Source organism: Dactylosporangium sp. NPDC051484 (assembly GCF_040689395.1).
Taxonomy (GTDB): domain Bacteria; phylum Actinomycetota; class Actinomycetes; order Mycobacteriales; family Micromonosporaceae; genus Dactylosporangium.
This window is the reverse complement of sequence record NZ_JBFAZX010000001.1, coordinates 627,917-652,848: the sequence shown is the minus strand read 5'-3', so window position 1 is coordinate 652,848 and position 24,932 is coordinate 627,917. Positions and strand designations below refer to the sequence as shown.

Annotated in this window: 16 protein-coding genes; 4 read left to right on the top strand and 12 right to left on the bottom strand. The window is 73.2% G+C overall.

Features of this window, described 5'->3' with window-relative positions:
- Nucleotides 1-65: 65 nt before the first annotated feature.
- Nucleotides 66-1,187, bottom strand: a complete 1,122-nt coding sequence (locus AB0367_RS03200) for a sugar phosphate nucleotidyltransferase (protein ID WP_366224488.1) — start codon at nucleotides 1,185-1,187, stop codon at nucleotides 66-68.
- Nucleotides 1,188-1,296: 109 nt separating this feature from the next.
- Entirely contained in the window at nucleotides 1,297-2,445 is a 1,149-nt protein-coding gene (locus tag AB0367_RS03195) for a glycosyltransferase family 1 protein (protein ID WP_366224487.1), read from the bottom strand.
- A 623-nt stretch (nucleotides 2,446-3,068) separates the two neighbouring features.
- Between AB0367_RS03195 and AB0367_RS03190 the strand changes: the two genes are divergently transcribed.
- Nucleotides 3,069-3,764, top strand: a complete 696-nt coding sequence (locus AB0367_RS03190; RefSeq protein ID WP_366224486.1) for a TIGR03089 family protein — start codon at nucleotides 3,069-3,071, stop codon at nucleotides 3,762-3,764.
- Between the two features lie 23 nt (nucleotides 3,765-3,787).
- Here AB0367_RS03190 and AB0367_RS03185 read toward each other — a convergent pair whose 3' ends face one another.
- Nucleotides 3,788-5,749: an acetoacetate--CoA ligase gene (locus AB0367_RS03185; RefSeq protein WP_366224485.1), complete on the bottom strand. Its 1,962-nt coding sequence runs from the start codon at nucleotides 5,747-5,749 to the stop codon at nucleotides 3,788-3,790.
- A 246-nt stretch (nucleotides 5,750-5,995) separates the two neighbouring features.
- Nucleotides 5,996-6,517, bottom strand: coding sequence for an acyl-CoA thioesterase (locus AB0367_RS03180; protein WP_366224484.1), 522 nt, complete (start codon nucleotides 6,515-6,517; stop codon nucleotides 5,996-5,998).
- Between the two features lie 24 nt (nucleotides 6,518-6,541).
- On the opposite strand from AB0367_RS03180, the gene AB0367_RS03175 reads away from it, so the two are divergent.
- Entirely contained in the window at nucleotides 6,542-9,262 is a 2,721-nt protein-coding gene (locus AB0367_RS03175; RefSeq protein ID WP_366224483.1) for a hypothetical protein, read from the top strand.
- Nucleotides 9,263-9,498: 236 nt separating this feature from the next.
- Nucleotides 9,499-10,821 (top strand): glycosyl hydrolase family 18 protein, encoded by a 1,323-nt coding sequence (locus tag AB0367_RS03170; protein ID WP_366224654.1) that lies wholly within the window; start codon nucleotides 9,499-9,501, stop codon nucleotides 10,819-10,821.
- Nucleotides 10,822-10,967: 146 nt separating this feature from the next.
- Here the strand turns inward: AB0367_RS03170 and AB0367_RS03165 are convergent, their stop codons facing one another.
- Both AB0367_RS03165 and AB0367_RS03160 read right to left on the bottom strand, forming a co-directional pair.
- A complete protein-coding gene (locus AB0367_RS03165; protein ID WP_366224482.1) occupies nucleotides 10,968-16,007 on the bottom strand; it encodes a permease in 5,040 nt (1,679 codons plus the stop codon).
- 127 nt (nucleotides 16,008-16,134) lie between these two features.
- Complete coding sequence (locus tag AB0367_RS03160) at nucleotides 16,135-17,556, bottom strand: UDP-glucose/GDP-mannose dehydrogenase family protein (RefSeq protein WP_366224481.1); 1,422 nt, start codon at nucleotides 17,554-17,556, stop codon at nucleotides 16,135-16,137.
- Between the two features lie 184 nt (nucleotides 17,557-17,740).
- On the opposite strand from AB0367_RS03160, the gene AB0367_RS03155 reads away from it, so the two are divergent.
- Nucleotides 17,741-18,889, top strand: a complete 1,149-nt coding sequence (locus AB0367_RS03155) for an acyl-CoA dehydrogenase family protein (RefSeq protein ID WP_366224480.1) — start codon at nucleotides 17,741-17,743, stop codon at nucleotides 18,887-18,889.
- 62 nt (nucleotides 18,890-18,951) lie between these two features.
- On the opposite strand, the gene AB0367_RS03150 is transcribed toward AB0367_RS03155, so the two are convergent.
- The 6 genes from AB0367_RS03150 to AB0367_RS03125 all read right to left on the bottom strand — a co-directional run bounded on the left by AB0367_RS03150 (nucleotide 18,952) and on the right by AB0367_RS03125 (nucleotide 24,931).
- Entirely contained in the window at nucleotides 18,952-19,779 is an 828-nt protein-coding gene (locus tag AB0367_RS03150; RefSeq protein WP_366224479.1) for an SAM-dependent methyltransferase, read from the bottom strand.
- A 122-nt stretch (nucleotides 19,780-19,901) separates the two neighbouring features.
- Entirely contained in the window at nucleotides 19,902-20,462 is a 561-nt protein-coding gene (locus AB0367_RS03145) for a 3'-5' exonuclease (RefSeq protein WP_366224478.1), read from the bottom strand.
- 55 nt (nucleotides 20,463-20,517) lie between these two features.
- Nucleotides 20,518-21,027: a 5-(carboxyamino)imidazole ribonucleotide mutase gene (gene purE, locus AB0367_RS03140; RefSeq protein ID WP_366224477.1), complete on the bottom strand. Its 510-nt coding sequence runs from the start codon at nucleotides 21,025-21,027 to the stop codon at nucleotides 20,518-20,520.
- Nucleotides 21,024-22,154 (bottom strand): 5-(carboxyamino)imidazole ribonucleotide synthase, encoded by a 1,131-nt coding sequence (locus tag AB0367_RS03135; protein ID WP_366224476.1) that lies wholly within the window; start codon nucleotides 22,152-22,154, stop codon nucleotides 21,024-21,026. The genes purE and AB0367_RS03135 overlap by 4 nt, the downstream gene beginning before the upstream one ends.
- A 131-nt stretch (nucleotides 22,155-22,285) precedes the next feature.
- The gene (locus tag AB0367_RS03130) at nucleotides 22,286-22,852 is read right to left on the bottom strand and encodes a hypothetical protein (RefSeq protein ID WP_366224475.1); all 567 of its coding nucleotides are present in this window, start codon (nucleotides 22,850-22,852) and stop codon (nucleotides 22,286-22,288) included.
- Between the two features lie 108 nt (nucleotides 22,853-22,960).
- Nucleotides 22,961-24,931, bottom strand: coding sequence for a thioredoxin domain-containing protein (locus tag AB0367_RS03125; protein WP_366224474.1), 1,971 nt, complete (start codon nucleotides 24,929-24,931; stop codon nucleotides 22,961-22,963).
- Nucleotide 24,932 lies beyond the last annotated feature (1 nt).

Below are 24,932 nucleotides of genomic sequence, written 5' to 3'. Positions count from 1 at the left end.
GCGCACCCAGCCAAGCGCGTCTGACCACGCGCCTGACCGGGGCGCCGTGCGAGGCGGGACGACGACTACAGCAGCTCGATGGAGCCGCGCTCCTTCAGGGAGTCGACCAGCTTCTTGACGTCCTGAGCACGGGCACGCGGGCAGATCAGCAGTGCGTCCGGCGTGTCGACGATGATGAGGTCGCTGACGCCAACCGCGGCGACCAGGCGGCCCGAATGCGGCACCACGACCACGCGCTCCGCGTCCTGCATGAGGACCGTGGGCTTCCCCGCTCGGGCCGGGTCGGGCTCGGCGTCGGCACCGAGGTCGACGACCACGTTGCCGGCGGTGTCGGTCTCCAGCAGTTCGCCCAGCGTGTGGAAGTCTCCGACGTCGTTCCAGCCGAAATCGCCGGGGACGGTGCCGACCAGGCCGGCGCGGCCCGCGCCCTCCATGACGCCGAAGTCTACGGAGATCTTGGTGAGGCCCGGCCACAGCTCGGCCAGGACCTCCTCGCGGTCGCGCGTCTCCCAGGCGTCTGCGATGCGGCGCAGGCCGTCGTGGAGGGTCGGCTGCTGGCGGGCGAGCTCGTCCAGGAAGACCTCGACGCGCCAGACGAACATGCCGGCGTTCCACAGGTACTCGCCGGAGTCGACGTAACGCCGCGCCACCTCCAGCGCCGGCTTCTCGGCGAACTCGGCGACCTTGCACACGTCGCTGGTGTTCGTGGGCTCGCCGACGTGGAGGTAGCCGTATCCAGTCTCGGGGTGGGTCGGCGTGATGCCGATGGTCATCAGGAGGCCGTCCTCGGCGCCCTGGATCGCCCGGTGGAGCGTGTCCGTGAACGCCGGGACGTCGCGGACCAGCTGGTCGGCGGCGAACGCGCCCATGATGGCGCCCGGGTCGCGCCGGGCGATCACCGCGGCGGCAAGCCCGATCGCCGCGCACGAGTCGCGCGGGGTCGGTTCGACGAGGATGTTGCCCTCCGGCAGACCCGGCAGCTGCCGGGCGACGGCGGCCGCGTGCGCCACTCCGGTGACCACGAACGTGGAGCCGGGCGTCGCCAGGCCCTCCAGCCGCCCGTATGTCGCCTGGAGCAGCGACAGCGGGGTGCCGGTGAGGGCATGGAGAAACTTCGGATGGCCGGCTCGCGACAGCGGCCAGAGCCGCGTGCCGCTGCCACCTGCAGGAATCACCGCGTAGAACACGGCCACATCATGCCCAGCAGAGGGCGCCCTTCCACAACTCGGAGGTGTCGCAACCATTACCAGAATCGCCTATACCGGTCTTGGAAGGTGACGTTCGGGGTCACCCGGGCTAATACCCGCGCGGCCCGGCGGCTCTGGCCCACGCGGCGAGGTGAACCTCGGCGCTGGACTCCCAGGTGAACTCCTTGGCGCGCGCGGCACCGGCCTTTGCCAAAGCGTTACGTCGCTCCGTGTCGTCGAGCAGCGCCGCAAGGTCGCGGGCGATCTCGTCGGGGCTCGGTCCGGTGTAGGCCACCGCGTCACCGCCGACCTCGGGCAGGGACAGCCGGGGCGTGGTGAGCACGGGCGCGCCACAGGCCATGGCCTCCAGGATCGGCAGGCCGAAGCCCTCGCCGAAGGACGGATAGGCCGCCACGACCGCGCCGCCCAGGAAGCCGGGGAGGTCGGCGTAGCGCAGGTAACCCGGCCGCAGCAGGCGGAGGTTGCTCGGCACCTCGGCGATCGCACCGTCGATCTCGTCGTCGTGCCCCTGCCCACCGGCCACCACCAGCGCGGGCGGATCCTCCCGGTCGCGCACGGCGGAGATCCAGCCGCGGATCAGGCTGGGCACGTTCTTGCGGGGCTCCTTGGCGCCGAGGAAGGCGACGTATTCCGTCGAGCCGAGGCCGAGCCGCGCCCGCACCCGGGCCTTCTCGTCCTCGCTGGGCGCGTGGAACGCCTCCGGCTCCACCCCGTGGTATGCCACGTCGATGCGCGTCGGATCGGCGTCGAGCAGGCGGATCAGCTCGTCGCGGGTCGCCTTGCTGGGCACGATGACCCGGCTCGCGCGGCGCAGCGACGTCTTGATCGCGGAGCGGAAGAAGGTGCGGCGGGACTTGTCGTAGTGCTCCGGCTCGGTGAAGAACGTCGCGTCGTGGACGGTCACGGTCACCGGGCAGCCGGCGCGCAACGGGCAGGTGTAGAAGGGCGAGTGCAGCACCTGCGCGCCGACCTGCTGGGCGAGCATCGGCAGGCCGGTCTGCTCCCAGGCGAGGCGGGCCGGACGGTGCGCCGCCGCGGCCGGGGCGGACATGATGCGCGCGTTCGGCAGGAGCCGGCCATAACGCTCGGCATCCGTGCGTTGACAGACGACGGCGAGATCGGCGTCGAGCACGCCCAGTGCTCCCAGCAGACCGTCGACATAGCGCCCCACACCGCCTCGGTCGGCTGGGACACTCGTGGCGTCAACAAGCACGCGTGGCGGACGGCCGGGGGTCACTTGGCGACTCCTTCTGTGCTCGATGCGACGGTCTCGGCAAGCCTACGCCCGATCCCCCGGTGATCGATGTCCACGACGCGACTAGCGACGTGAGTTCCACCCAGGATTCAGCCTGAATCAACTCACGTGTTCGGTTCATCTCGCCCACCGCATCTGCCCACGCCGCGGATCTCGAACCACCCATCGTGGTGGACGGCCACGTCGGCGCGCCGAGCCGAACCAGGGACCGGCTCCCACTCGCGGATCGCACGGATCGCCCACCGGCCGGTGGACGGGCGCCAGATCGCGGGCCCGGCGCGTCCGGCGCCCGGGGGTAGTCGCCGGGAACGGGCTCGTCACCGGGCCGACCGAGCTGCGGTTCGCCGGCCCGGCCGTCCCCATCATGGTCGGCCGGCGCCGCAACGTCACCCGGGCAGCGCCACGAGACCGCGCTCACGGGTCAGCAGCGTGGTTCCCGTCGCCGTCATAGTAGGCCCGCACGGCGATCTCGTTCGGGCCCAAAGTAAAGCTGGGCTGTGCCATGCCGTGCAGGCGCACGCGCCGCGCCGGTATCGTCGCGTTGCCCAGACACCCATCTCGCCAGAGACTCGGGTGAGATGCCATGGAAGGGATTTTTTAGACATATGAGGAATACAGTTCCTTCACTCTTTGCGGCAGTCGTCGGTAAGGACCCGTCACTTCCGTTTCTGACGTTCTACGACGACGCGACGGGCGAGCGGACCGAGCTGTCGGGCGCCACGCTGGCCAACTGGGTGTCGAAGACGGCGAACCTGCTCGTCGACGGGTGCGGCCTCGGCCCCGGCGACGTGGCCGCGGTGCGCCTGCCCGCGCACTGGCAGACGGCGGCGATCCTGCTGGGGGCCTGGACGGCCGGGCTGAGCGTCGCATACGGCGAGCCGACCGCCGCCGCCGACGTCGAGTTCGCGTCGCTGGCCGTCGCCGAACGAGGTGCCGAGACCGGCGCGGCGGGCACTGCTTCGGGGGCGGCCGACCGGTACGTGCTCGGCCTGGCCCCGATGGGACTGCCGATGCGCGGCGGCGTGCCCACCGGCTGGGCGGACTACGTGGCCGAGGTGCGGCAGTTCGGCGACCACTACCCGGGGCCGGTCGGCGGCGAGGGCACCGGCGAGCTCGTCGAGCGGGCCCGCGCGCTGGCACTGCCGGGCGGGCGGCTGCTCGTCGACGCGGTCACCCACCCCGACCCGGTGCAGTGGCTGGTCGGCCCGCTCGCGGCCGGCGCGAGCATCGTGCTGAGCGTCAACAGCGACCCGGAGAAGCTGGCCGCCCGCGCCGCCGCCGAACAGGCCGTGCCGATCTAAGCCGATCTGAGCCTGGCGGACCGTCACCCGCGGGCGGCGCGGATCTCGGCGAAGTAGCGCAGCGACTCGGGGTTGACCAGGGCGCCCTTGGCTGCCGCCCGGTCGACCGGCGTGCCGGTGAGGATCCGCTTCACGGGCACCTCGAGCTTCTTGCCCGACAGCGTCCGCGGTACGGCGTCGACCTGGAAGACCTGGTCCGGAACGTGCCGCGGGGAGAGCGCGGTGCGCAGCTCCCGCGCGATGCGCGCGCGCAACGCGTCGTCGAGGGACTCGCCGGGGCACAGCACCACGAACAGCAGCAGCTCGCCGGCGCCGCCCTCCGGGTCTTCCAGGTGTACGACCACGGAGTCCACGACCTCGTCGAGGCTCTCGACGACGGAGTAGAACTCACTCGTGCCCAGCCGCACGCCGCCGCGGTTGAGGGTGGCGTCGGAGCGGCCGGTGATCACGCAGGCGCCGCCGTCGTCGATGGTGATCCAGTCGCCGTGCCGCCACACGCCCGGGTATGTGCCGAAATACGCGTCGGCGTAGCGCGAGCCGTCCTCGTCGCCCCAGAAGCCGACGGGCATGCTGGGCATCGGCGCCGTGATCACCAGCTCGCCGAGTTCGCCGAGGACCGGGCTGCCGTCCGCCGCGTACGCCTCGACCCGGGCGCCGAGCGCCCGGCAGGCGATCTCGCCGGACCGTACGGGCAGCAGCGGCACGCCGCCGACGAAGGCGGTGCACACGTCGGTACCGCCCGAGACCGACGCCAGCAGCACGTCCGCGGAGACCGCCTCGTAGACCCACTCGAAGCCCTCCGGCGGCAGCGGCGCCCCGGTCGATCCGACGCCGCGCAGCCGGCTCAGGTCGGCGATGTCCTTCGGCACCAGGCCGGCCTTGCGGCAAGCCAGCAGGAACGGCGCGGACGTGCCGAAGTACGTGGCGCCGGTCTCCTGCGTGACCCGCCAGAGCCAGCTCAGGTCGGGGTAGGCGGGGTTGCCGTCGACGAGCACGATCGCCGCGCCCACCGCCGGGCCGGAGACCAGGTAGTTCCACATCATCCAGCCCGTGGTGGTGAACCAGAAAAACCGGTCGCCGGGGCCGAGGTCGTGGTGCAGGGCGAGCATCTTGACGTGCTCGAGCAGGATGCCGCCGTGCCCATGCACGATCGGCTTCGGCAGGCCGGTCGTGCCGGAGGAGTAGAGCACGTACAGCGGGTGCTCGAACGGCACCGCCTCGAACGCCAGCGGCTCGTCCGTCTGCGCGGTCAGCGCCGCCCAGTCCGTGCCCTCATGGCCCTCATGGCCCTCGTGCAGGTATCCGATCCGCACGACGTGCTCCAGCGACGGCAGCTCCGCACGGATCGCCTCGACCTCGGCGGCGCGGTCGACGACCTTGTCGCCGTAGCGATACCCGTCGACGGCGACCAGCACCTTCGGCTCGATCTGCCGCCAGCGGTCCACCACCGAGCGGGTGCCGAACTCGGGCGCGCAGCTGGAGAAGATCGCCCCAAGGCTGGCCGTCGCGAGCAGCAGGACGAACGTCTCCGGGATGTTCGGCGCGTAGGCGGCGACCCGGTCGCCCGGCCTCACCCCGAGCCGGCGCAGCCCGGCCCGCGCCCGGCGGACCTGCTCGCGCAGCTCGGCGGCGCTCAGCGTGATCGGGCCGCGGGTCTGCGACCAGGCCAGCACGATCGGCTCGTCGTCGGCGACGCCGGGCATGCGCAGCACGTTCTCGGCGTAGTTCAGCCGCGCGCCGGGGAACCACTGCGCGCCCGGCATACTCACGTCGGCGAGGACGTCGGCCGGCTCCACCTGGGCGACGATCTCGAAGTGCTCCCAGATCGCCCGCCAGAACTCGGCGGGACGGTCCACCGACCACTGCCACAGCGCCGCGTAGTCCTCGAACTTCTCGCCGCGCTCGGCCTCCAGCCAACGCAGGAACGCCCCGATCCGGGTGCGTTCGAGCACGTCCGCCGGGGGTCGCCAGAGCACCTTCGCCATTGAACCATCTTGCGGCACTTCAGAAGATCGCTCAGTATGGGCGGCCCCTACCCGACCCCCCGCCTCGGTGTGTCATGCCCACGTACCGATCCGGGTAAGTCATGACATCCGCCACCGGGACTCGGGCTATTTGGACTCGGGTCCGCGTCAGCTGCGGGCCGCTCCTCCCGCGAGACAACGGGCCGGGGCTGCCTGAAGGGCGCCCCGGCCCTGCCGGGTCCGCGGTGCCAAGAAAGATGGAGCGGGCTATCGGCCCGACCGGTGGCGCTGGATCGCGTCGCGGCGGGCAAGGCGGTGCTCGCGTCGGATTTCCGCCTCCCGCCACCGCCCCTCGTCCTCCGGCGAGTCCGGCACGACGGCGGGCAGGGGGCGGGGCTTACCCTCGGCGTCGACGCCGACGAACACGAGGTACGCGGTGGCGACCACGACCGGCGCGGACTCGCTCACCTCGTCCCACCGCTCCGCCTCCACCCGCACGCCGATCTCCATCGACGTGGTGCCGGTCCAGTTGACCTGCGCGAACGCGTGCACGAGGTCGCCCACCCGCAGCGGCTCGACGAACACGATCTCGTCGATCGAGGCGGTCACCGCGATCCCGCCGCTGTGCCGCGCGGCGGCCGCGCCGGCCACATTATCGATAAACTTCATGATCACGCCGCCATGCACCGTGCCATACAGGTTCACGTCGACGGCGGTCATGATCCGGCTCAGCGTGACCCGCGAGTAAGTAGTGGGACGGCTGGTCGGTCGGCCGGTGTGCTCGGTCATACCAAAGACGGTACGGTGCGACTCATGCGACACGTCGGAAGCCTGATCGCGGGGATGTTGATCGCTCCCCTCGCGTGGCTGCTGATCGCCATCGGACAGCAGAAATCCGCGGATACCGTGGCGAAATGGGTCGAGCACGGCGCTTTCAACTCCGTCGACCTGCTCCCGCCCGCCGCGTACCTGCTCGGCGCCGGCCTGCTCATCGGTCTCATCGCCACCCTGCGCATCTCCCCGGTTGGACCGATCGTCGCCGGCCTGGCGCTGCTCGCCACATACGTCAGCCTCTTCATCGATCCGCTCTCGGCGCTCAACAGCCTGAAGAAGGATGCGACGATCCCCGGCCTGACGGTCGACCTCACCCTGCCGATCACCAACGGCACCACGGCGGTCCTGGGCCTGGCCCTGCTCGTCGCCGCCGCAAGCGTGAAGCGCTGGCGCGCCTGGCCGGCGGCGGTCCCGCTCGGGCCGACCGGCGCGGAGGCGCCCTCGGACATCCACGAGTACCCGCTGGGCCAGGGGCCGGGCGCGGCTGCGCCGGTGGCCGCCCGGCCGCCGTACGGCGGGCAGCCCGGCCAGAGCACCGCGTTCCCGGCGGCGAGCACCTCGGTCCTGCCCACCTCGGGCGCCGCAGCCCCCGGCGGCTACCCGCCGGGCGGTTTCGGGGCGCCGGGCGGCATCCCGGCGCCCGCCAGCGACGAGACGCAGCCCGTCCCGGCGTGGGGCCCACCGCCAGTGTCCGGCGGCGCCCCCGCCCGCCACCCAGCCTTCGCGCCGACGGTCGCGTCGGGCCCGCCCGCTCAGGTCGTGTCCGGTCCTCCCGTAGTCTCCGGTCCGCCCGTCGTGTCGGGGCCGCCGGCTCCGGCGGTCTCCGCACCACCCGCGCCCATGGTCTCCGCACCACCCGCGCCCGTCGTGTCCGCGCCGCCGGGACTTGCGGTGGGGCCCGCGTTCGCCCCGCCCGGCCTCGCGGTCTCCGCTCCGCCCGCGCCCGTGGTGTCCGCGCCGCCGGGGCCCGCATTCACCCAGCCCGGCCCCATGGTCTCCGCACCGCCCGCGCCCGTCGTGTCCGCGCCGCCGAGGCTTGCGGCGGGGCCCGCATTCACCCCACCCGGCCCTGTGGTGTCCGCGCCGCCCGCACCCGTGGTCACGCCGCCCGGGCCGACGGGCGGGCAGCCCGGTTCGCTGCCCGGGCCGTTTCCGCCCACGCCGGCCGGAGTGGCTCCGCAGGCCGTTCCGCCGAGCCGGTTCGATTTCGCGGCCTCCGCGCCGCCGCCCCTCCCGCCCACCACCACGCCTCCCACCACCACGCCTCCCGTTGCCACGCCACCCGGTGCTGTGCCTTCCGGCGTCGGTGGGCCGGCGGCTCCGCCGTTGCGAGCCCCCGGCGATCCAGCCTGGCTGACGCCCGAGTACGCGCCCCCGCCACAGCCGCCGGGGGCGGGCGGGGCCGCATCGCCGACCGGGATGACTCCGGCCGGTGGGACGGTGCCGCCCGGGGCGGCTGGGGCCACGCCATGGAGCGGGGCGCCGGCCGGGCCCCGGCCGGGGTTCGCCGGTTCCGGCACGAGTGAGCTTCCCATCCGGCTGCCGACCGTGCCGGTGTCCCCGCCCCCTCCGTACGGGGGTGGGCAGCCGGCCACCTCGCCCACGCCCAGCGAGACCGTCCCGGAGGATGCCATCGCGTACAGCAGGGGTGCCAGCGCACCACCGCCAGCCGAGGACAGGGCCACCGAGCCGTTCGAGGTCACACACCCGACGACCGGAGGCGCCGCCACGCCGCCTGTCTCCACCCCGCCAGTTTTCGCCCCGCCGGTGTCCACCCCGCCGGTCACGGCTCCGCCGGCGTCCGCTCACCCCGCCCCCGCGTCGGCCCCCGTTTCATCGGTCCCCGTTTCGTCGGCCTCGGCGCCACCCGGGCCGCCCGAGTTGGGGCCTTCGGGGTCCTGGCCGGTCGTTCCCGCGCCGCGTGGCACCGGGAGCGCGGCGGACGAGGACGCCACCCGGCCGCTGCATGCGGGCGGGCCCCCGGCGGCGACGCCGAGCGGGCTGCCGTCCCGGGCCGCCCGTGGGCCGGTCCGTGGGGAACGCTCCATCCTGGACGGGCCGTCGTTCGACGGGTTCGCGGTGCCGCCGCGGCCCGGGCGCGAGGCGGAGACCGAGGCGTTCCACCCCGGGCATCAGTCTCCGGTGCCCTCACGGCCGCGGCACGCGGCGCCGAGCGAGACCGGGGAGCACCCGGTGGTGTCGGTAGAGGGCGAAGAGGGCCCGGACAAGCCCGGGCTTCGGTTCCAGCCGATGGCGCCCCTCGATCCGATCGTCCCGCCCAAGGACTCTCCGACAGGGGATGCGGCCGGGGATGCGGCCGAACCGACGACGACCGTCCTGAAGGCCCCGCCGGCCGCCAGCTTCGGGTCCGCCGCGAACGCGCCGGGCGACGATGCGGGTGAGCCGACAACGTGGTTCCGGCCGTCTTCAGAGCCGGTCGTGGATGCCGAGGCGACCGCGAACTTCGGATTCGGGGGCGGCACGTTCGGCGCGGCCGAACTGACGGAGCGGCGGGCCGGAGCGCAGTCCGAGCTCGAACGGCCGGCCGCCGAGCACGCCGCCAGGGAGGCTGCCGCGCGCAAGCCCGGCGCCGAGGATGACTCCGCGGACGGCGACGCCACCGAGGTGGTCGACACCCGGCCGCGCCGCGACACTCCACCCACCTCACCTTGGTCGCAGCCGCCGCGCGATCGGGGCTGACCGCCGCACGACCGCTGTGATCCGGCCCCGTCGCCCCTCGGGCGGCGGGGCCGCATCGTCGTCGGCGCGCCGCGGATCGAGCCGCCGTCACTTTAAGGTTCCCGACCCTTACATTTAATAGTGTTAACTGATAGCGTCCCTGCTCATCGATCCATCGATGGGCAGGAGGTCCCGTGAGATCTCGTCGTCGCACATTCACCCTGGTAGCCGGCGCGGCTGCGGCCGCCGTGGCGGCGCTGGTCCTCGCGCCGACGCTCCAGGCGCAGGCCGTCAGCACCGTGGCCCAGGCCGCCTGCTCGGCGCCGAACTGGGCTGAGGGCAACACGTACACAGCCGGCACGCAGGTGACCTACAACGGTCACACGTACCAGGCTCTGCAGACCCACACCGCCTATGTGGGCGCCAACTGGAACCCGGCGGGGACGCCGTCGCTGTGGAAGGACCTCGGCGCCTGCACCGGCGGCGGCGGTGGCTCGCCATCCCCGTCGGTCTCCCCGAGCAAGTCGCCGTCCACCTCGCCGTCGCCGTCGGCCTCCCCGAGCAAGTCGCCGTCCAGCTCGCCGTCCAGCTCCCCCTCGAAGTCGCCGTCGAGCTCGGCGCCACCGACCGGCGGCACCTGCGGCGTGAAGTCGCGGCCGGCCGGCAAGGTGCTGCAGGGCTACTGGGAGAACTGGGACGGCGCGTCCAACGGCGTACACCCGGGCCTCGGCTGGATCCCGATCACCGACTCGCGCATGGCGCAGCACGGATACAACGTGATCAACCTGGCCTTCCCCGTCATCCGCTCCGACGGCACGGTGCTGTGGGAGAACGGGATGGACGCGGGCGTGAAGGTGCCGACCCCGGCGGAGATGTGCCAGGCCAAGGCAAACGGCATGACGCTGCTGATGTCGATCGGTGGCGCCGCGGCCGGCATCGACCTGAGCTCGTCGGCGGTCGCGGACCGGTTCATCGCGACGATCGTGCCGATCCTGAAGGCCAACAACTTTGACGGCATCGACATCGACATCGAGACCGGGCTGTCCGGTAGTGGCAGCATCAACACCCTGTCGGCGTCGCAGGCCAACCTGATCCGCATCATCGACGGCGTGCTGGCCCAGATGCCGTCGAACTTCGGCCTCACCATGGCGCCGGAGACGGCGTACGTGACCGGCGGCAGCGTCACCTACGGCTCGATCTGGGGCGCGTACCTGCCGATCATCAAGAAGTACGTCGACAACGGCCGCCTGTGGTGGCTCAACATGCAGTACTACAACGGCAGCATGTACGGCTGCTCGGGCGACTCGTACTCGGCCGGCACGGTCCAGGGCTTCACGGTCCAGACCAACTGCCTCAACTCCGGCCTGACGATCCAGGGCACCACGATCCGGGTGCCGTACGACAAGCAGGTCCCCGGCCTGCCCGCGCAGTCGGGCGCCGGCGGCGGCTACATGACCCCGTCCCTGGTGTCGCAGGCCTACAACAGCCAGCTCAAGGGCCTGATGGACTGGTCGATCAACTGGGACGGCTCGAAGGGCTGGACCTTCGGCGACAACGTGAAGTCGCTGCAGGGGCGCTGATCCCGGCGTAAGGACGAGAGGCCGGGTGCTCGCCCGGCGTGATCAAGAGGGGGCTGGGCGATCGCCCAGCCCCCTCGCCGTTGCGGCAGCGGACCGCCGCTCAACGGACTCTGCGGGCGTGAGCGCCGCCTCGCCACCCGGTCGGGTCACCGCATGCCGCGGTACACGCCGCGCAGGCGATCGAGGCGCTGCCGCTGCTCGTAGGTGGCGCCGAGGCTGATCAGCAGCACGCCGGTGCCGGTGAACAGCAGCAACAGCATCGGCAGCGGCAGGCCGATGCGGAACAGCTCGTTGACGGTGGCGATCACCGTCACCGCCGCACCCACCGCGACCGGGGCCTTCTGCTGGCGTACCGCACCGACGGCCACGGTGATGACGCCAGCCAGGATGAGCAGCACCCGCCGCAGCTCCGGGGAGTCCGGCTGGGCCACGGCGATCACCAGGCTCGGCGCGAAGCCGGCGACCAGCGCCGGGCCGTAGGCGAGCCAGCTGCCCAGCTCCGGCCGGTTGCGGATCTCAATCAGGCCGGTGATCAGGGCGAGCGCGGCGAACGGCAGCGTGTACGCCTCCGGTAGCGCGACCCGGACGGTGATCAGCAACAGCCAGATCGCCAGCAGCTCGGCGACCGACGCGGCGATGATCAGGATCGTGCGGTGCCGGGGGCTGCGGCCCTTGCGCGCCGCGGACAGGCCGAGCACGGCGCCGACCGCGGTGAGCGCGGCCGCGGTGTGCGCCGGCGAGCCAAGCGTGAGCAGGACCGCGATGCCGGCACCCGCGTAGCCGGCGGCCTCGATCGTGAGCGCCTCGCGGTTGATGGTGTCGTTCGGGCGCAGGCGGGGCAGCGCCGCGCCCAGCACGAGCAGCGCGGTGGCGACGATGAGCAGCGGGAACGCGCACTGCTTGATCCCCAGCCCGGCGGCGAGGCCGGCCGCGATCGCGAGGCCCTGGGCGGTCGAGGCGGCCACGTGCCAGCCGAGCATCCGTCCGTTCGTGGTCCGGCCCCAGATGCCGCCGATCGCGCCGACCACGACCGAGCCGGCGAGCCAGCTGAGGGTCTGCGAGCGGGTGGCGAGGCTGCCCGCGCCGCCGGCACCGGCGGCCAGCACGGCGATCGCGAACACCAGCCGGCGGGCGTGGATCATCAGCCGGCCGTCGGGATTGTCCGCGATCGGTGGCACGGTGAGCGCCAGGCCGAGGCCGGCGATGGTGGCGACCAGCAGGGCGAGGGTCGGCTGCACCGGCCAGGTCGCGTGCAGCGCGGCGGGGGCGATGAGCAGCGTCAGCGCGGCGCCGGGCACGACGATCGCCACGGCCCGATTGGCCACCGCCTGCCCGCTGCCGCCCAGCCCGACGGCCATCAGCGCGCCCGCGACGGTGAGCAGGAACGCGCCCAGCACGTGGGTGCTGCTGCCGGCGTACTGGCCGAGCGGGCCGAGGTCCGCGGCGGTCTGCGGGGTTGCGGTCCAGGGCTGTTCGATCCAGCGGTACGGCCCGGCGAGCGCGGCGAGCAGCGCGGGCGCGAGGAAGACCACGACGATCGCGGCCGGGATACCGGCGGCCGCGGCGACGCCGAGGGCGAAGTTGCGCGGGATGCGGGACTGCTCCCAGCGGGTGACCGGGCGGCGGGTGCGGTCCGGGCGGAACCCGCGGGCCAGTTCGGGCTCGGCCGGGGTGTGCCAGTTGGCGCGCAGCAGTTCGGCGAGGACCCCGAGCAGCGCCGCCGCGGCGGCGTAGACGACGGCACCCTCGCGCTGGACGATGAGCGCCGCGATCGCGGTCGTGGTGGCGGCGACGGCGACGCCAGCGCTGACGTACGGCAGGTAACCGGGCGCCTGCTGCGCCCCGGCCGCCGCGGCCGCGAGCCCGACGGCGGCGGTGGCCAGCGCCGCGATGAGGATTGTGCTGGCCCGGTCCGGGTGAATGCCGCCGACCACCGCCGCGGCCGCGCCGGTGAACGCGAACAGCGCGCCGGCCAGGCCGATGCCGCCGACCACGCCGAGCGGGCCGTCGTCGGGGTCGCCGCCGCCTTGGGCGGGCCCTCCCGGCGAGGCGTCGGCGGGCCGGCTTTGGCGCAGCCGGGCGACGTTGCGGGCCAGGCCGGCGACGAACACGCCGCTGACGCCGAGCGCAGCCAGGGTGCCGGCGGTGGCGCCCGGGCGGACCAGCCCGGCTCCGGCCGCGAACGCGCCGGCCACGAGCGCCGCACCGAGCCTGGTGTAGGCGCCGCGCCAGCTGCGCGCGAAGCTCGCCCACACGGCGACGCCGGTCGCGGCGGCCCAGCCGATGACCATCGGGGCCTGCCAGCCGAGCCCCAGCCCGACCGGCGCGCCCAGCGTGGCGAGCACGACGGCGGCCGAGGCGGTGTCGTCGCCGTACGGCTGCGGCAGCCCGATCGCGGCGGCGCCGGCGAGCAGCAGCAGTGCGATCGGCACCTGCCAGCCGTACTGCGCCAGGCCCTGCGCGGTGGCGGCCCACTGCGCGTCGAGCGGGGCGTGCCAAGCCGGGCCCGCGGCGCGGATCACCCCGACGGCGCCGATCGCCGACAGCGCGCCGGCGTAGAGACCGGTGCCCAAACCGACCATGGCGGCGCCGGCGACCGGGCCGCGGCGCCACTCCTCGGGCAGCGTCCGGGCGGCGACCGCGACGATGAAGACCAGCAGCGCGAGCGTGACCACCTCGATGCCGGAGGCGGCGAGCGACACGGCACGGGCGATCGCGCCGATGGCGGCGATCGTCACGGCGGCCGCGGCCGCGTCCGCGCCGGAGAATTCGATGCCGAAGGTCCGCCGGTCGTCCATGCGCGGGGCGGCCCACAACATGACGGCGGCGATCACCATGAGCAGGCCGATGACCAGGTCGATGGTGGTGGCGCCGCGCGCGACCACGGTGGCGACGCCGACCGCGACCGTGCCGGCGGTGGCCCCGGCCAGCAGCGGCGGGCTCGGCTCGCTGCGGGCGACCTGGGTGAGGGCGGCGACGCCGAGGCTCACGGCGAGCGCCAGGAAGCTCAGCACCAGCACCACCGTGGCGCCGCCCGGCAGATCCCCGAAGACGATCGCGGCGGCGGCCGCGGCCGCGCCGGGCAGCGCGAACAGCGCGCCGCCGCCCGCGGCGTCGCTGACCCGCCGCGCGGCGGCCATCCGGCTGCCGTCGGCCTGGTGCGGGTTCGGCAGCAGCGCGATGGCGGCGCCGGCGATGGCGATCGCGGTGAGGGTGATCGCGGTGGCGGCGGGCCGGGTCAGGCTGGCCGCTGCCGCGTACAGACCCAGGACGAGCGCGGAGCCGAGGCAGGCCCAGGCGGTGTGCGCGGCCCGGACCCGCAGGGCGAGGGCGCCGGCCGCGATGGCGGCGCTGACCGCCAGCGCCGGGATCGCGAGCCAGCTCAGGCCGAGCGCGGCGGGGGCGACGAGCAGGGTCAGGGCGGCGCCGACGACGCCGACGTCGACGCGCAGCTCTTCGGTGGGCACGGACGCGCCCCGGCCGGGCCTCAGCGGCAGGGCCACGGGCTCGCCGCGGCCGGTGAGCATGAGCGCGCAGGCGCCGGTCAGCAGCACGACGGCGATGACGTACTGCCAGCCGTCCCGCCCAACCGCCTCGTGCACTCGGCCCGTGTACCCGCTCAGATCGGCGTCCCAGACCGGCCACGCGGCGCGCAACGGCGCGACGATGCCGGGGAACGCCCGGACCAGGACCAGCAGCGTGGCGCCGGCGGCGGACACGGACACGGCGTAGCGCGGGCCGCGCCGGGCGTCGGCGGGCAGGAACGGCACCCCGGCGGCGGCGACGGTCACCGCGAGGGCGAGAAACAGCGGCGTCGAGCCGGGCAGCCAGACCGCGCCGACGCGGGCGATGGCGACGACGACCGCGCCGGTGGCGATGCCCGCGGCGATGTCGGGCAGCACGCCGCGCCGCCACGCCAGCGAGCCGCCGACGCCAAGGGCCGCGGCGACGAGCATCGCCACGGCGGCCTGCATCGTCGCGACGCGCTCGGCGGTGCCGGCCAGCCCGACCGCGGCCGACAGCAGGGCGAGCGCGGAGGCGAGGGCGAACAGGCTCCAGGCGAGATCCCGCATGAGCCCGTCGGCGATGCGGTTGGTGCGGCCGGTGTGGGCCGGTTGATCCTCGGCCGCGGCGTCCTCGTGGTGGGCGTCGATGCGCCGCTGCACTGACCGCTTGAGCGCGACGGCGAAGCCCAGGTCGATGACCGCCACCCCGGACAGGGCGATGGACCAGCCGGTCGGGCCGTGGATCCCGTCCAGGACGAGCAGCGGCAGCACCGGCTGCAGGGCCAGCAGGGTCGCGTATCGGGAGGCGATGAGATGGCTCTGCATGCTGTACACGGCGGCGATGCCCGCCGTGGCCAGGCACACGATGCCCAGGTAGGTGCTGAACTGGGGGCGATCGGCGCCGAGCAGCTTCTCGGAGCGGACCACGTAGCCGTCGAGCAGCACCAGCAGCAGTGCGACCGAGGCGACGGTCTCGGCGGTGGCGCTCAGCCCGCGCCGCACGAGCACCAGCGGCAGGGCCAGCGCGATGGCGGTGATGGCGGCCAGCGACACGATCCGGCCGAACGTGCCGACGGTGCCGAACGCGTCGACGGTGAGCACGATCGCGGCGCCGGCCAGCAGCAGGCCGCCCAGCGCCAGCACGGACGCCTGCATGCTGCTCTGCGTGGCCTCGGGCTGGTCGGCGCCGGGAGCCCCGCCGCCGTCGCGTGGCGGGCGGCGCATCTGCGGCAGCTGGGCCTGGGGCCGCTCCGGGGCGATGACCGGATGCGACGGGCCGCCCTGCGGCGCGCCAGTGGCATGACCGCTCTCGATCGCGTGGGGTGCCCTCGGGGAGTACTGCTGCTCGATCGTGGGGTTGGTCTGCGTGACCGACGCGGGCGGCGGCGTCTCCCGGGAGCGGCCCCGGTGCGGCCGCTTGGACTTCGCCGCTTGCTCGGCGTCCATCGCCGCGCGGACCTTGCGCCGCAGGTTGTCGCGCTGGGCGGTGGTGTGCGCCAGCTGCTTGCGCAGGACCAGGGTGTTGTCGGTGAGGTCGCGCTTCTTCTGTTCCAGCGCCGCGACCGTGCGCTGGAACATGGCGAGCGCCGCTGCGTCCGGGTCGTGCGGCCGGCCACAGTCACGGCAGCCGGTAGCCGCGGTGGCCGGCCCACCGCACGCCGGGCACGGATACGTCTCCACGCCATTCCTCCCCCGGTGCTGGCGGCCGGGGTACCGCGGTGCGGTGCCCCGGACCGTTCACGCCCTACTGGGAAGAATGCCTTGTTTCGCGGGGCTACGAAAGCGAAGCGCCCGTTCGGGATTCCATCTATGCAACGACCGGGCGCCCCATGCCGCGGTACTCCCACCCGCCGGCGACCCAGATGGCCTGGTCGAGGCAGTTCCGGCCGTCGATGACCTTCTTCGCCGTGACGAGCGGGGCCAGCGTGTTGGGGTCGGTGTTGCGGAACTCCTCCCACTCCGTGAGCACGCAGAGCAGGTCGGCGCCGGTGACGGCGTCGGTGAGGGTCTTGGCGTAGGTGACGTCGGAGACGTCGGCCCGGGCGTTGTCCATGCCCTCCGGGTCATAGACGGTGACCTCGGCGCCGGAGCGGGACAGCTTGCGCACGACCGACAGGGCCGGCGAGTCGCGCACGTCGTCGGAGTTGGGCTTGAACGTGGCGCCCAGCACGGTGATGCGGGTGCCGGCGAGGTCGGGGCCGGCCGGGCCGTAGCCACGGCCGAGCAGCTCCGCGGAGAGCTGGACGATCTTCTGCCGGCGGCGCTGGTTGATCAGGTCGACCTCGTGCAGGAACCGCAGCGCCTCGCCGACGCCGAGCTCCTGGGCCCGGGCCTGGAACGCACGGATGTCCTTGGGCAGGCAGCCGCCGCCGAAGCCGACGCCGGCGCGCAGGAACTTGTTGCCGATGCGGGCGTCATAGCCGATCGAGCGGGCCAGCTGGGTCACGTCGGCGCCGGCCGCCTCGCAGACCTCGGCCATCGCGTTGATGAACGAGATCTTGGTGGCCAGGAAGGCGTTGGCGGCGACCTTGACCAGCTCCGCGGTGGCGAAGTCGGTGACCACCACCGGGACCTCGCGGTCCTCGGTCAGCGCCAGGTCGAACACGCCCTTGTGGGCGGAATACAGCATCCCGGTCGCCCAATCGGACTTGACGCCGAAGATGACACGGTTGGGCCGCAGCACGTCCTCGACCGCCACGCCCTCCTGCAGGAACTCGGGGCTCCAGGCCACCTCGACTCCCAGGTCGGCCGGGGCATTCCGGTCGACGAGCTGCTCGATCCACTCGGCGGTGCCGACCGGGACGGTCGACTTTCCGACGATGAGCGCCTTGCGGGTCAGGTGCGGGGCCAGGTTGGTGACCGCGCTCTCCACATGCGACAGGTCGGCGGCCATGCCGTCGGGGCGCTGCGGGGTGCCGACGCAGATGAAGTGGATGTCGCCGAACTGCGCAACCTCCTCAAAGGAGGTGCTGAAGCGCAGCCGGCCGGCCGAGAGGTTCTTGCGCAGCAACTCGTCGAGGCCCGGTTCGTGGAACGGCACGTCGCCACCGGCGAGCTTGGCGATCTTCCCCTCGTCGATGTCGAAGCCCAAGACTTCGTATCCGAGCTCCGCGAAGCAGATCGCATAGGTCGCGCCGAGGTAACCGGTGCCCAGGAAGGTCAGCCTGGGCCGCGGCGAGCCGGACGGCGGGGCAACGACGGGTGGGGTGCTCGGGTACGCGATGGTCACGCCTTGTCTCCGATCGATCGAGATCCACTAGGCCTTCCCCTGTTGGGATCGGGCCGACGTCGCCACGGCGAGGATAGTCCCTCAGCCCCGACCGCGCCTCCGACCGATTCATTACTCGTCGGTATGCTCACACTCGCGAGCCGCTGAACGGTGGTTCAGTGCCGCCACGAAGAGGGGGTTTGCCGTGTTCGACGTCTACCAGTTGCCCGAGGAGCACGCCGCGATTCGTGAAGCGGTCCGCGCGGTTTGTGACGGCAAGGTCGCACCCAACGCCGCCGCCGCCGACGAGACCGGCGAGTTCCCCCAGTCCTCCTACGACGCGCTGCGCGCATCCGACTTCCACGCGCCGCACATCCCCGTCGAGTACGACGGGGCCGGCGCCGACGCGCTCGCCACCGCGATCGTCATCGAGGAGGTCGCCCGGGCCTGCGCCTCCTCCTCGCTCATCCCCGCGGTCAACAAGCTCGGCACGCTGCCGCTGCTGCTGGCCGGCTCCGAGGAGCTCAAGCGCCGCTACCTCCCGCCGGTGGCCCGGGGTGAGGCGATGTTCTCGTACTGCCTGTCCGAGCCCGAGGCCGGCAGCGACGCGGTCGGCATGAAGACCCGCGCCGAGCGCGACGGCGACGCCTGGGTGCTCAACGGCGTCAAGCGCTGGATCACCAACGCCGGCATCAGCGAGTACTACACCGTCTTCGCCGTCACCGACCCGGGCGCACGCTCCCGCGGCATCTCCGCGTTCGTGGTCGAGAAGTCCGACCCGGGCGTCAGCTTCGGCGCGCCGGAGAAGAAGCTCGGCATCAAGGGCAGCCCCACCCGCGAGGTGTACCTCGACAACGTGCGCATCCCCGCGGACCGCGTCATCGGCGAGCCCGGCACGGGCTTCGCCACGGCGATGCGCACCCTGGATCACACGCGGGTGACGATCGCCGCCCAGGCTCTTGGCATCGCGCAGGGCGCGCTCGACTTCGCGCTGGGTTATGTGCAGGAGCGCAAGCAGTTCGGCAAGGCCATCGCCGACTTCCAAGGCATCCAGTTCATGCTGGCCGACATGGGCATGAAGCTGGAAGCCGCCCGCCAGCTCACCTACGCCGCCGCGGCGAAGTCCGAGCGGGGCGACGCGGACCTGACGTATTTCGGCGCCGCCGCGAAGTGCTTCGCCTCGGACGCGGCGATGTCGATCACGACGGACGCGGTCCAGCTGCTGGGTGGCTACGGCTACACGAAGGACTTCCCGCTGGAGCGCATGATGCGCGACGCGAAGATCACCCAGATCTACGAGGGCACCAACCAGGTCCAGCGCATCGTGATGGCCCGCCAGCTGCTCAACGGCTGACCGGACGTCTGGCGCGGGCGGCACCAGCACCGCACCCGGTGCCCGATATCAGCTGAATGTCGTTACTTGCGGGCGATGACGGCGAACAGCGACGCCTCCAGCGGCGAGGGGCGCTCGGCCGGGTCGTCGATGGGACGCCACTGCGCGACCGGCACGATGCCCGGCGGCACGATCTCAAGGCCGTCGACGAGGTGTTCGACCTCGCCACGGCCGCGAAACCACATGTCGACGCCGGCACGCTGGTTGACGGCGTCGGTCTGGGCCGCCACCTCGGGCGTCAACAGATCCTTCGACAGATGGGTCAGCGCGATGTAGCTGCCCTCGGGCACGGCGTCCAGCAGCGGCCGGACGACGGCCTCGGCGTCGGGCACGAAGTGCAGCACCGAGACGAGCAGGATCGCGACCGGCCGGGTCAGGTCGAGCACGCCCCGCAGCGACTCGTCGCGCAGCAGCGCCTCCGGGTCGCGCATGTCGGCGTCGATGTACGCGGTCATGCCGCCGGGCGCGCTGGTCAGCAGCGCGCGGGCGTGGCTGAGCACGATCGGGTCGTTGTCGACGTACACGACGCGGGCGTCGGGCACGATCGCCTGCGCGATCTCGTGGGTGTTCGGCGAGACCGGGATGCCGGTGCCGATGTCGAGGAACTGCCGGACGCCGGCCTCGGCGAGGAACGCGACCGATCGCTCGAGGAAGCGGCGGTTGGCGATCGCGGCGGTGCGGATCGGCGGATACACCGCGGCGATCTTGTCGCCCGACTCCCGGTCCGCGGCGAAGTTGTCCTTGCCGCCGAGCCAGTAGTTGTACCGCCGGGCTGGGTGCGGCACGGTCGTGTCGATGACCGGCGCCTGGGCCGATGGGGTCGTGCTGCCGCCGCGCCATGGTGCCGTCATCGTCGCCGCTCCCCCGGGGCCGACCGTGTCGTCTGCCGGAATTCTGCCCGAATCGCCCGTTCATCGCCAGACGATGACGTTCCGCCGCCCGGCCGTCGCGACGCCCGCGATCGCCCGACTGTTCAGACGCCGGCGTCCCCGGCCGGCCACTGGCCACGCTCGACCAGGTGCAGCACGAGCGCGGCGATGTTCCAGGCGTCATCGGCGCCGTTGTGGTGCCGCCCCTCCAGCGGCAGGCCGGCGCTCTGCAGGGCGCCGGCCATGCCCTGCCGCCGGGCCCCGCGGGCATCGGCGAAGACGGCCTTCGCGTTGACGTGGACCGATCCGAAGGGGTACCACCGGGTGCCGCCACACTGCCGAGCGAACTGCTTGCGGTCGTAGTCGCCCCAGCTCACCCAGGGCCGGGAGTCCGACCGGTGGCGTCGCACGAGCTGCCGGCACGCCTCCTCGAACGGCACGCCGGCCGCCGCCTCCTCGGGCGTGATCCCGGTCAGCTCGGTGCAGAACCCGCTCACGGTCGACCGCGCCGGCCGCACCATGATCCGGTCCCGCCCCACCCGCTCGCGGGCGTCGAGATCCACCACGCAGACGCCGATCTCGATGATCTCGTTGACCTGACCGGGCGGTGGCGGCCCGTCCCAGCACGTCGCCTCGACATCGATCACGTTGAGCAGTCGGTCCATGGGCCGTGAGTTTAGGAAACGGTACGCCCAGCGCGCCTCAGATTTCCCCGTGGGGTCAGGTGGGGTTCGACGGCCCGGCGAGGGACGCGGAGAGGGCGGCGTCCTTCTCCGCCACCATCGCGCGCAGCGACTCCTGGAAGTCACGGACCTTCGCCAGCAGCGCGGGGTCGGCTGCGGCCAGGATGCGCACGGCGAGCAGGCCCGCGTTGCGCGCGCCCGCGATCGACACCGTGGCGACCGGGATGCCGGCCGGCATCTGGACGATCGACATGAGCGAGTCCATGCCGTCGAGATACTTCAGCGGTACCGGCACGCCGATGACCGGCAGCGGGGTGGCCGAGGCGACCATGCCGGGCAGGTGGGCGGCGCCGCCGGCCCCGGCGACGATGACCTTCAGGCCCCGGCCCACGGCCTCGCCGGCGTAGTCGAGCATGAGGTGGGGGGTGCGGTGCGCGGAGACGACCCGTACCTCATAGGAAACGCCGAACTCGTCCAGTGCCTCGGCCGCCAGGCGCATGACCGGCCAGTCGGAGTCGCTGCCCATGATGATGCCGACGTCGGTCAATACTGGAACCCCTCCTCGAGAATGCGGGCGGCCCGGCGGGCTCGCCTGCGGCAGTCTTCCAGGTCGTCGCCGAGCACCGTCACGTGGCCGATCTTGCGACCCGGGCGGACCTGCTTGCCGTACAGATGCACCTTGGCGCCCGGCTCCTCGGCGAACAGGTGGTGCAGGCGCTCGTCGATCGACATGCCGCCCGGCTCGCCGCCCAGGACGTTGGCCATGACGACGGCGGGGGCGGTCATCCGGGTGTCGCCCATCGGGTAGTCCAGCACAGCGCGCAGGTGCTGCTCGAACTGCGAGGTCCGGGCGCCCTCGATCGTCCAGTGTGCGGAGTTGTGCGGGCGCATCGCGAGCTCGTTGATGAGCAGCTGAGCGTCGGTCGTCTCGAACAGCTCGACCGCGAGCACGCCCACGACGCCGAGGCTCGTGGCGATGTCGATGGCCAGGCGCTGAGCCCGCACCGCGAGCTCCTCGTCGAGGCCCGGCGCGGGGGCGAGCACCTCGACGCAGATGCCGCCCTCCTGGACGGTCTCCACGACCGGGTACGCCGCGACCTGCCCGAGTGGCGATCGCGCCACCACCGCGGCCAGCTCGCGCCGCAGCGGCACCAGCTCCTCGGCGATGATCTCCACGTCCGCCGGGATGTCGGCGGGCGACTCGGCCACGAAGACGCCGCGCCCGTCGTACCCGCCGGTCGCCGTCTTCACGATCACCGGCCAGCCGACCTCGTCGCCGAACGCGCGCGCGTCGCCCGCCGTCCAGCGCGGCATGGGGAAGCCGAGCGCCCCGAGGTGCTCGCGCATCATCCGCTTGTTCTGGGCGTACCGCAGGGCGTCCGCCCCCGGCAGCAGCGTGTGGCCCTCGGCGGCGAGCGTCCGGATGATCTCGCCGGGCACGTGCTCGTGGTCGAAGGTCAGCACGTCGCAGCCCTTGGCGAAGTCGCGCAGCGCGGCGAGGTCGTCGTGCCGCCCGATCCGCACGTCGGCGGCGACGAGGGCGGCGCCGTCGTCGGGCGAGACGGCGAGCACGCGCAGGGACTGGCCGAGGGCGATGGCCGCCTGGTGGGTCATCCGGGCCAGCTGCCCTCCGCCCACCATGCCGACGACGGGGAGTCCGGTTCGGGTGTCCATAGGCTGGCCAGCCTAACGTTTCCGCGCCGGCCGATGGCACGGGCCGGGCGCCACAGCATCCGGATATGTCCGACTTATCCGGCAATACCCCGGCACCCGGCCGTCTTCCGGCCCCCAGGGGGCCGCGCGGATCACACCGCGGGACCGCGGCGACGCAGCTCGTCGACCGACTCCATGGCCTGCCGCAGCTCGGTCAGCCAGGCGTCGGCGTGCTGCCCGACCAGGGCAACGCACCACGCCAGCGCCTCGGAGCGCGACCGCGCCACGCCCGAGTCGACCAGGGTGTCGAGCACCTGGCGCTCGGTCTGGCGCAGGCGGGTCATCACCGGCGCCGAGTGGGTGGTGAACAGCTCGCGCTCCTCGCCGACCCGCACGCCCCATGAGACCTTGCGCCGATACCGCCGCTCCAGTTGTTGCGCGATGCCGATCCGCTGGTCGCGGGTGGTCTCCCGGAACCCGGCGACGCGGCCCTGCGCGGCCGCTGCCCGATCGGCGTCGGTGGCGTCGTCGGGCAGCGCCGGCTCGCTCAGCCGGCCGACGATCAGGATCTCGTCGCGGTCGATGGTCACCTCGGCCGGGCCCTGGAACCAGGTCTCCGGCAGCGCGCCGCCGATCCAGGCGGTCGCGTCGTCGGCCGGCGGGGGCTCGCTGCGCGGGCCGCCGCCGCGTCCCCAGGGCACGTCTCCTCGTCGAATCATCATTACTCCCTTGCTTGAGCAACTCTGATTACACGATTACACCGTTACAGCGAGACGCCAAGGCAGGGTGCGTTCGCCTGTGGTGAACGCACCCTGAGCGCGACCGATTCAGGCCAGCTTGGCGACGAGGTCCTCGAGCGCCGTGACGGGCGCGTCGCAGACGAAACCCCGGCAGACGTACGCCGTGGGCCGTCCGTCCCGCAGCGGACGCCCCTCGAGCAGGGGCACCCCGGCGCGGTCCGGCTCGCCGGCGACGACGACGGCGCCCGGGGGCGCGTGCCACCAGGCGGCCGCGACGAGCGGGTCGGCCGCGTCGGCGGTGGCGATGGCGATCTCGTACGGACCGCTCAGGAGCGCCTCCCCCGCCGCACAGGCGTATCCGGTGAACCGCCCGTGGGTCGCCGCCACGGCCGCGACGGTGCCGAGCGCGCGCTCGGCCGCCTCGCGGTAGGCGGTGTCGGCGGTCAGCGCCGAGTACGTGACCAGCGCCGCCGCGATCGCCGAGAGCCCCGCCGGGGTGGCGTTGTCGGTGATGTCGGCCGGCCGGGCGACGAGCGCCTCGGCGTCGTCGGCGGTGTCGAAGAAGCCGCCGCTGCCGACGTCGCGGAACCGCTCAAGGGCCACGTCGAGCAGCTCCTTGGCGAGCGCGAGCCAACGGCCGTCGCCAGTGGCCTGGTGTACCGCGCAGAACGCCTCGGCGACCGCGCCGTAGTCCTCCAGCACTCCCGCCGGCTCGCCGGCCACGCCGTCACGGGACACCCGGCGCAGCCTCCCGCCGACCAGGTGGGTGCCGGCCAGAAACTCGGCGGTACGGACGGCGAGGCCGATCGCCTCCCCGTCGCCGTACGCCTTGCCGTACTCGACCAGCGCGGTGATCGCCAGCCCGTTCCAGGCCGCGACGACCTTGCCGTCCCGCGCCGGCTGCGGCCGCCCCGCGCGCGCCCACAGCAGCTTGGCCCGGATGTCCTGCCAGCGCTCGGCGTCCGCCGGGTCCTCGGGCAGTTGCAGCACCGAGCTGCCGTGCTCGAACGTGCCCTCGCGGGTCACGTCCAGCAGGTGGCGCGCCCAGGTCCCGTCGACCTCGCCGAGCACCTCGTCGACCTGCTCGGGCGTCCAGACGTAGGTCAGGCCCTCCTCGCCGCCGGCGTCGGCGTCGAGCGCCGAGATGAAGCCATACCCGTCGTGCAGGTCCCGGGCCAGGAACGCGGCGGTCTCCTGGGCCACCCGCCGCCCGGTGCCGCTGCCGGCGACGCGGTCGAGGTGGGTATACACGCGCAGCAGCAGCGCGTTGTCGTACAGCATCTTCTCGAAGTGCGGCACGGTCCAGGTGCCGTCCACCGCGTATCGCGCGAAGCCGCCCGCCAGCTGGTCGTACATGCCGCCGCGGGCCATCCGTTCGCAGGTGTGCCGGACCGCGTCGAGCACGGCGTCGTCGCGCGTGCGCTGATAGTGGCGCAGCAGGAACAGCAGTGCCATGTGCGGCGGGAACTTGGGCGCCCCGCCGAAGCCACCGTGCTCGCCGTCGTAGGTCTTCATCAGCGTGGCGGCGGCGGCCCGCAGTACCGAATCGTCCATGGGGTTTGCCGGGGGTCGCTCGGCGACCTTGCGGACGGCGTCGACCACGGCGGCGCTCTGGCGGACCACCGCGTCGCGCTGCTCGCGCCAGGCGTCGGAGACGGCTTGGACCAGCCGCAGGAACGCGTCGCGGGGGAAGTAGGTGCCACAGTAGAACGGTTCTCCGTCGGGCGTGGCGAAGACGGTCATCGGCCACCCGCCCTGCCCGGTCATGGCCTGCGTGGCCGTCATGTAGACCGCGTCGACGTCCGGCCGCTCCTCGCGGTCGACCTTGATCGGCACGGTGAGCTCGTTGACGACGGCCGCGACGCCCTCGTGCTCGAACGACTCGTGGGCCATCACGTGGCACCAGTGACAGGCCGCGTACCCCACGGAGATGAGCACCGGCACGTCGCGGCGGCGCGCCTCCTCGAACGCCTCGGGCGACCACTGCCACCAGTCGACCGGGTTGTCCTTGTGCTGCTGCAGGTAGGGCGAGGTAGCCCCGGCGAGACGGTTGGCCATA

Bases quoted from the DNA above. Each gene is read 5' to 3' on its own strand.
- AB0367_RS03180 (WP_366224484.1), bottom strand. From the start codon at position 6,517: ATGACCGAGCACACCGGCCGACCGACCAGCCGTCCCACTACTTACTCG.
- AB0367_RS03135 (WP_366224476.1), bottom strand. From the start codon at position 22,154: ATGGACACCCGAACCGGACTCCCCGTCGTCGGCATGGTGGGCGGAGGG.
- AB0367_RS03175 (WP_366224483.1), top strand. From the start codon at position 6,542: ATGCGACACGTCGGAAGCCTGATCGCGGGGATGTTGATCGCTCCCCTC.
- AB0367_RS03185 (WP_366224485.1), bottom strand. From the start codon at position 5,749: ATGGCGAAGGTGCTCTGGCGACCCCCGGCGGACGTGCTCGAACGCACC.
- AB0367_RS03145 (WP_366224478.1), bottom strand. From the start codon at position 20,462: ATGGACCGACTGCTCAACGTGATCGATGTCGAGGCGACGTGCTGGGAC.
- AB0367_RS03150 (WP_366224479.1), bottom strand. From the start codon at position 19,779: ATGACGGCACCATGGCGCGGCGGCAGCACGACCCCATCGGCCCAGGCG.
- AB0367_RS03190 (WP_366224486.1), top strand. From the start codon at position 3,069: ATGAGGAATACAGTTCCTTCACTCTTTGCGGCAGTCGTCGGTAAGGAC.
- AB0367_RS03130 (WP_366224475.1), bottom strand. From the start codon at position 22,852: ATGATTCGACGAGGAGACGTGCCCTGGGGACGCGGCGGCGGCCCGCGC.
- AB0367_RS03125 (WP_366224474.1), bottom strand. From the start codon at position 24,931: ATGGCCAACCGTCTCGCCGGGGCTACCTCGCCCTACCTGCAGCAGCAC.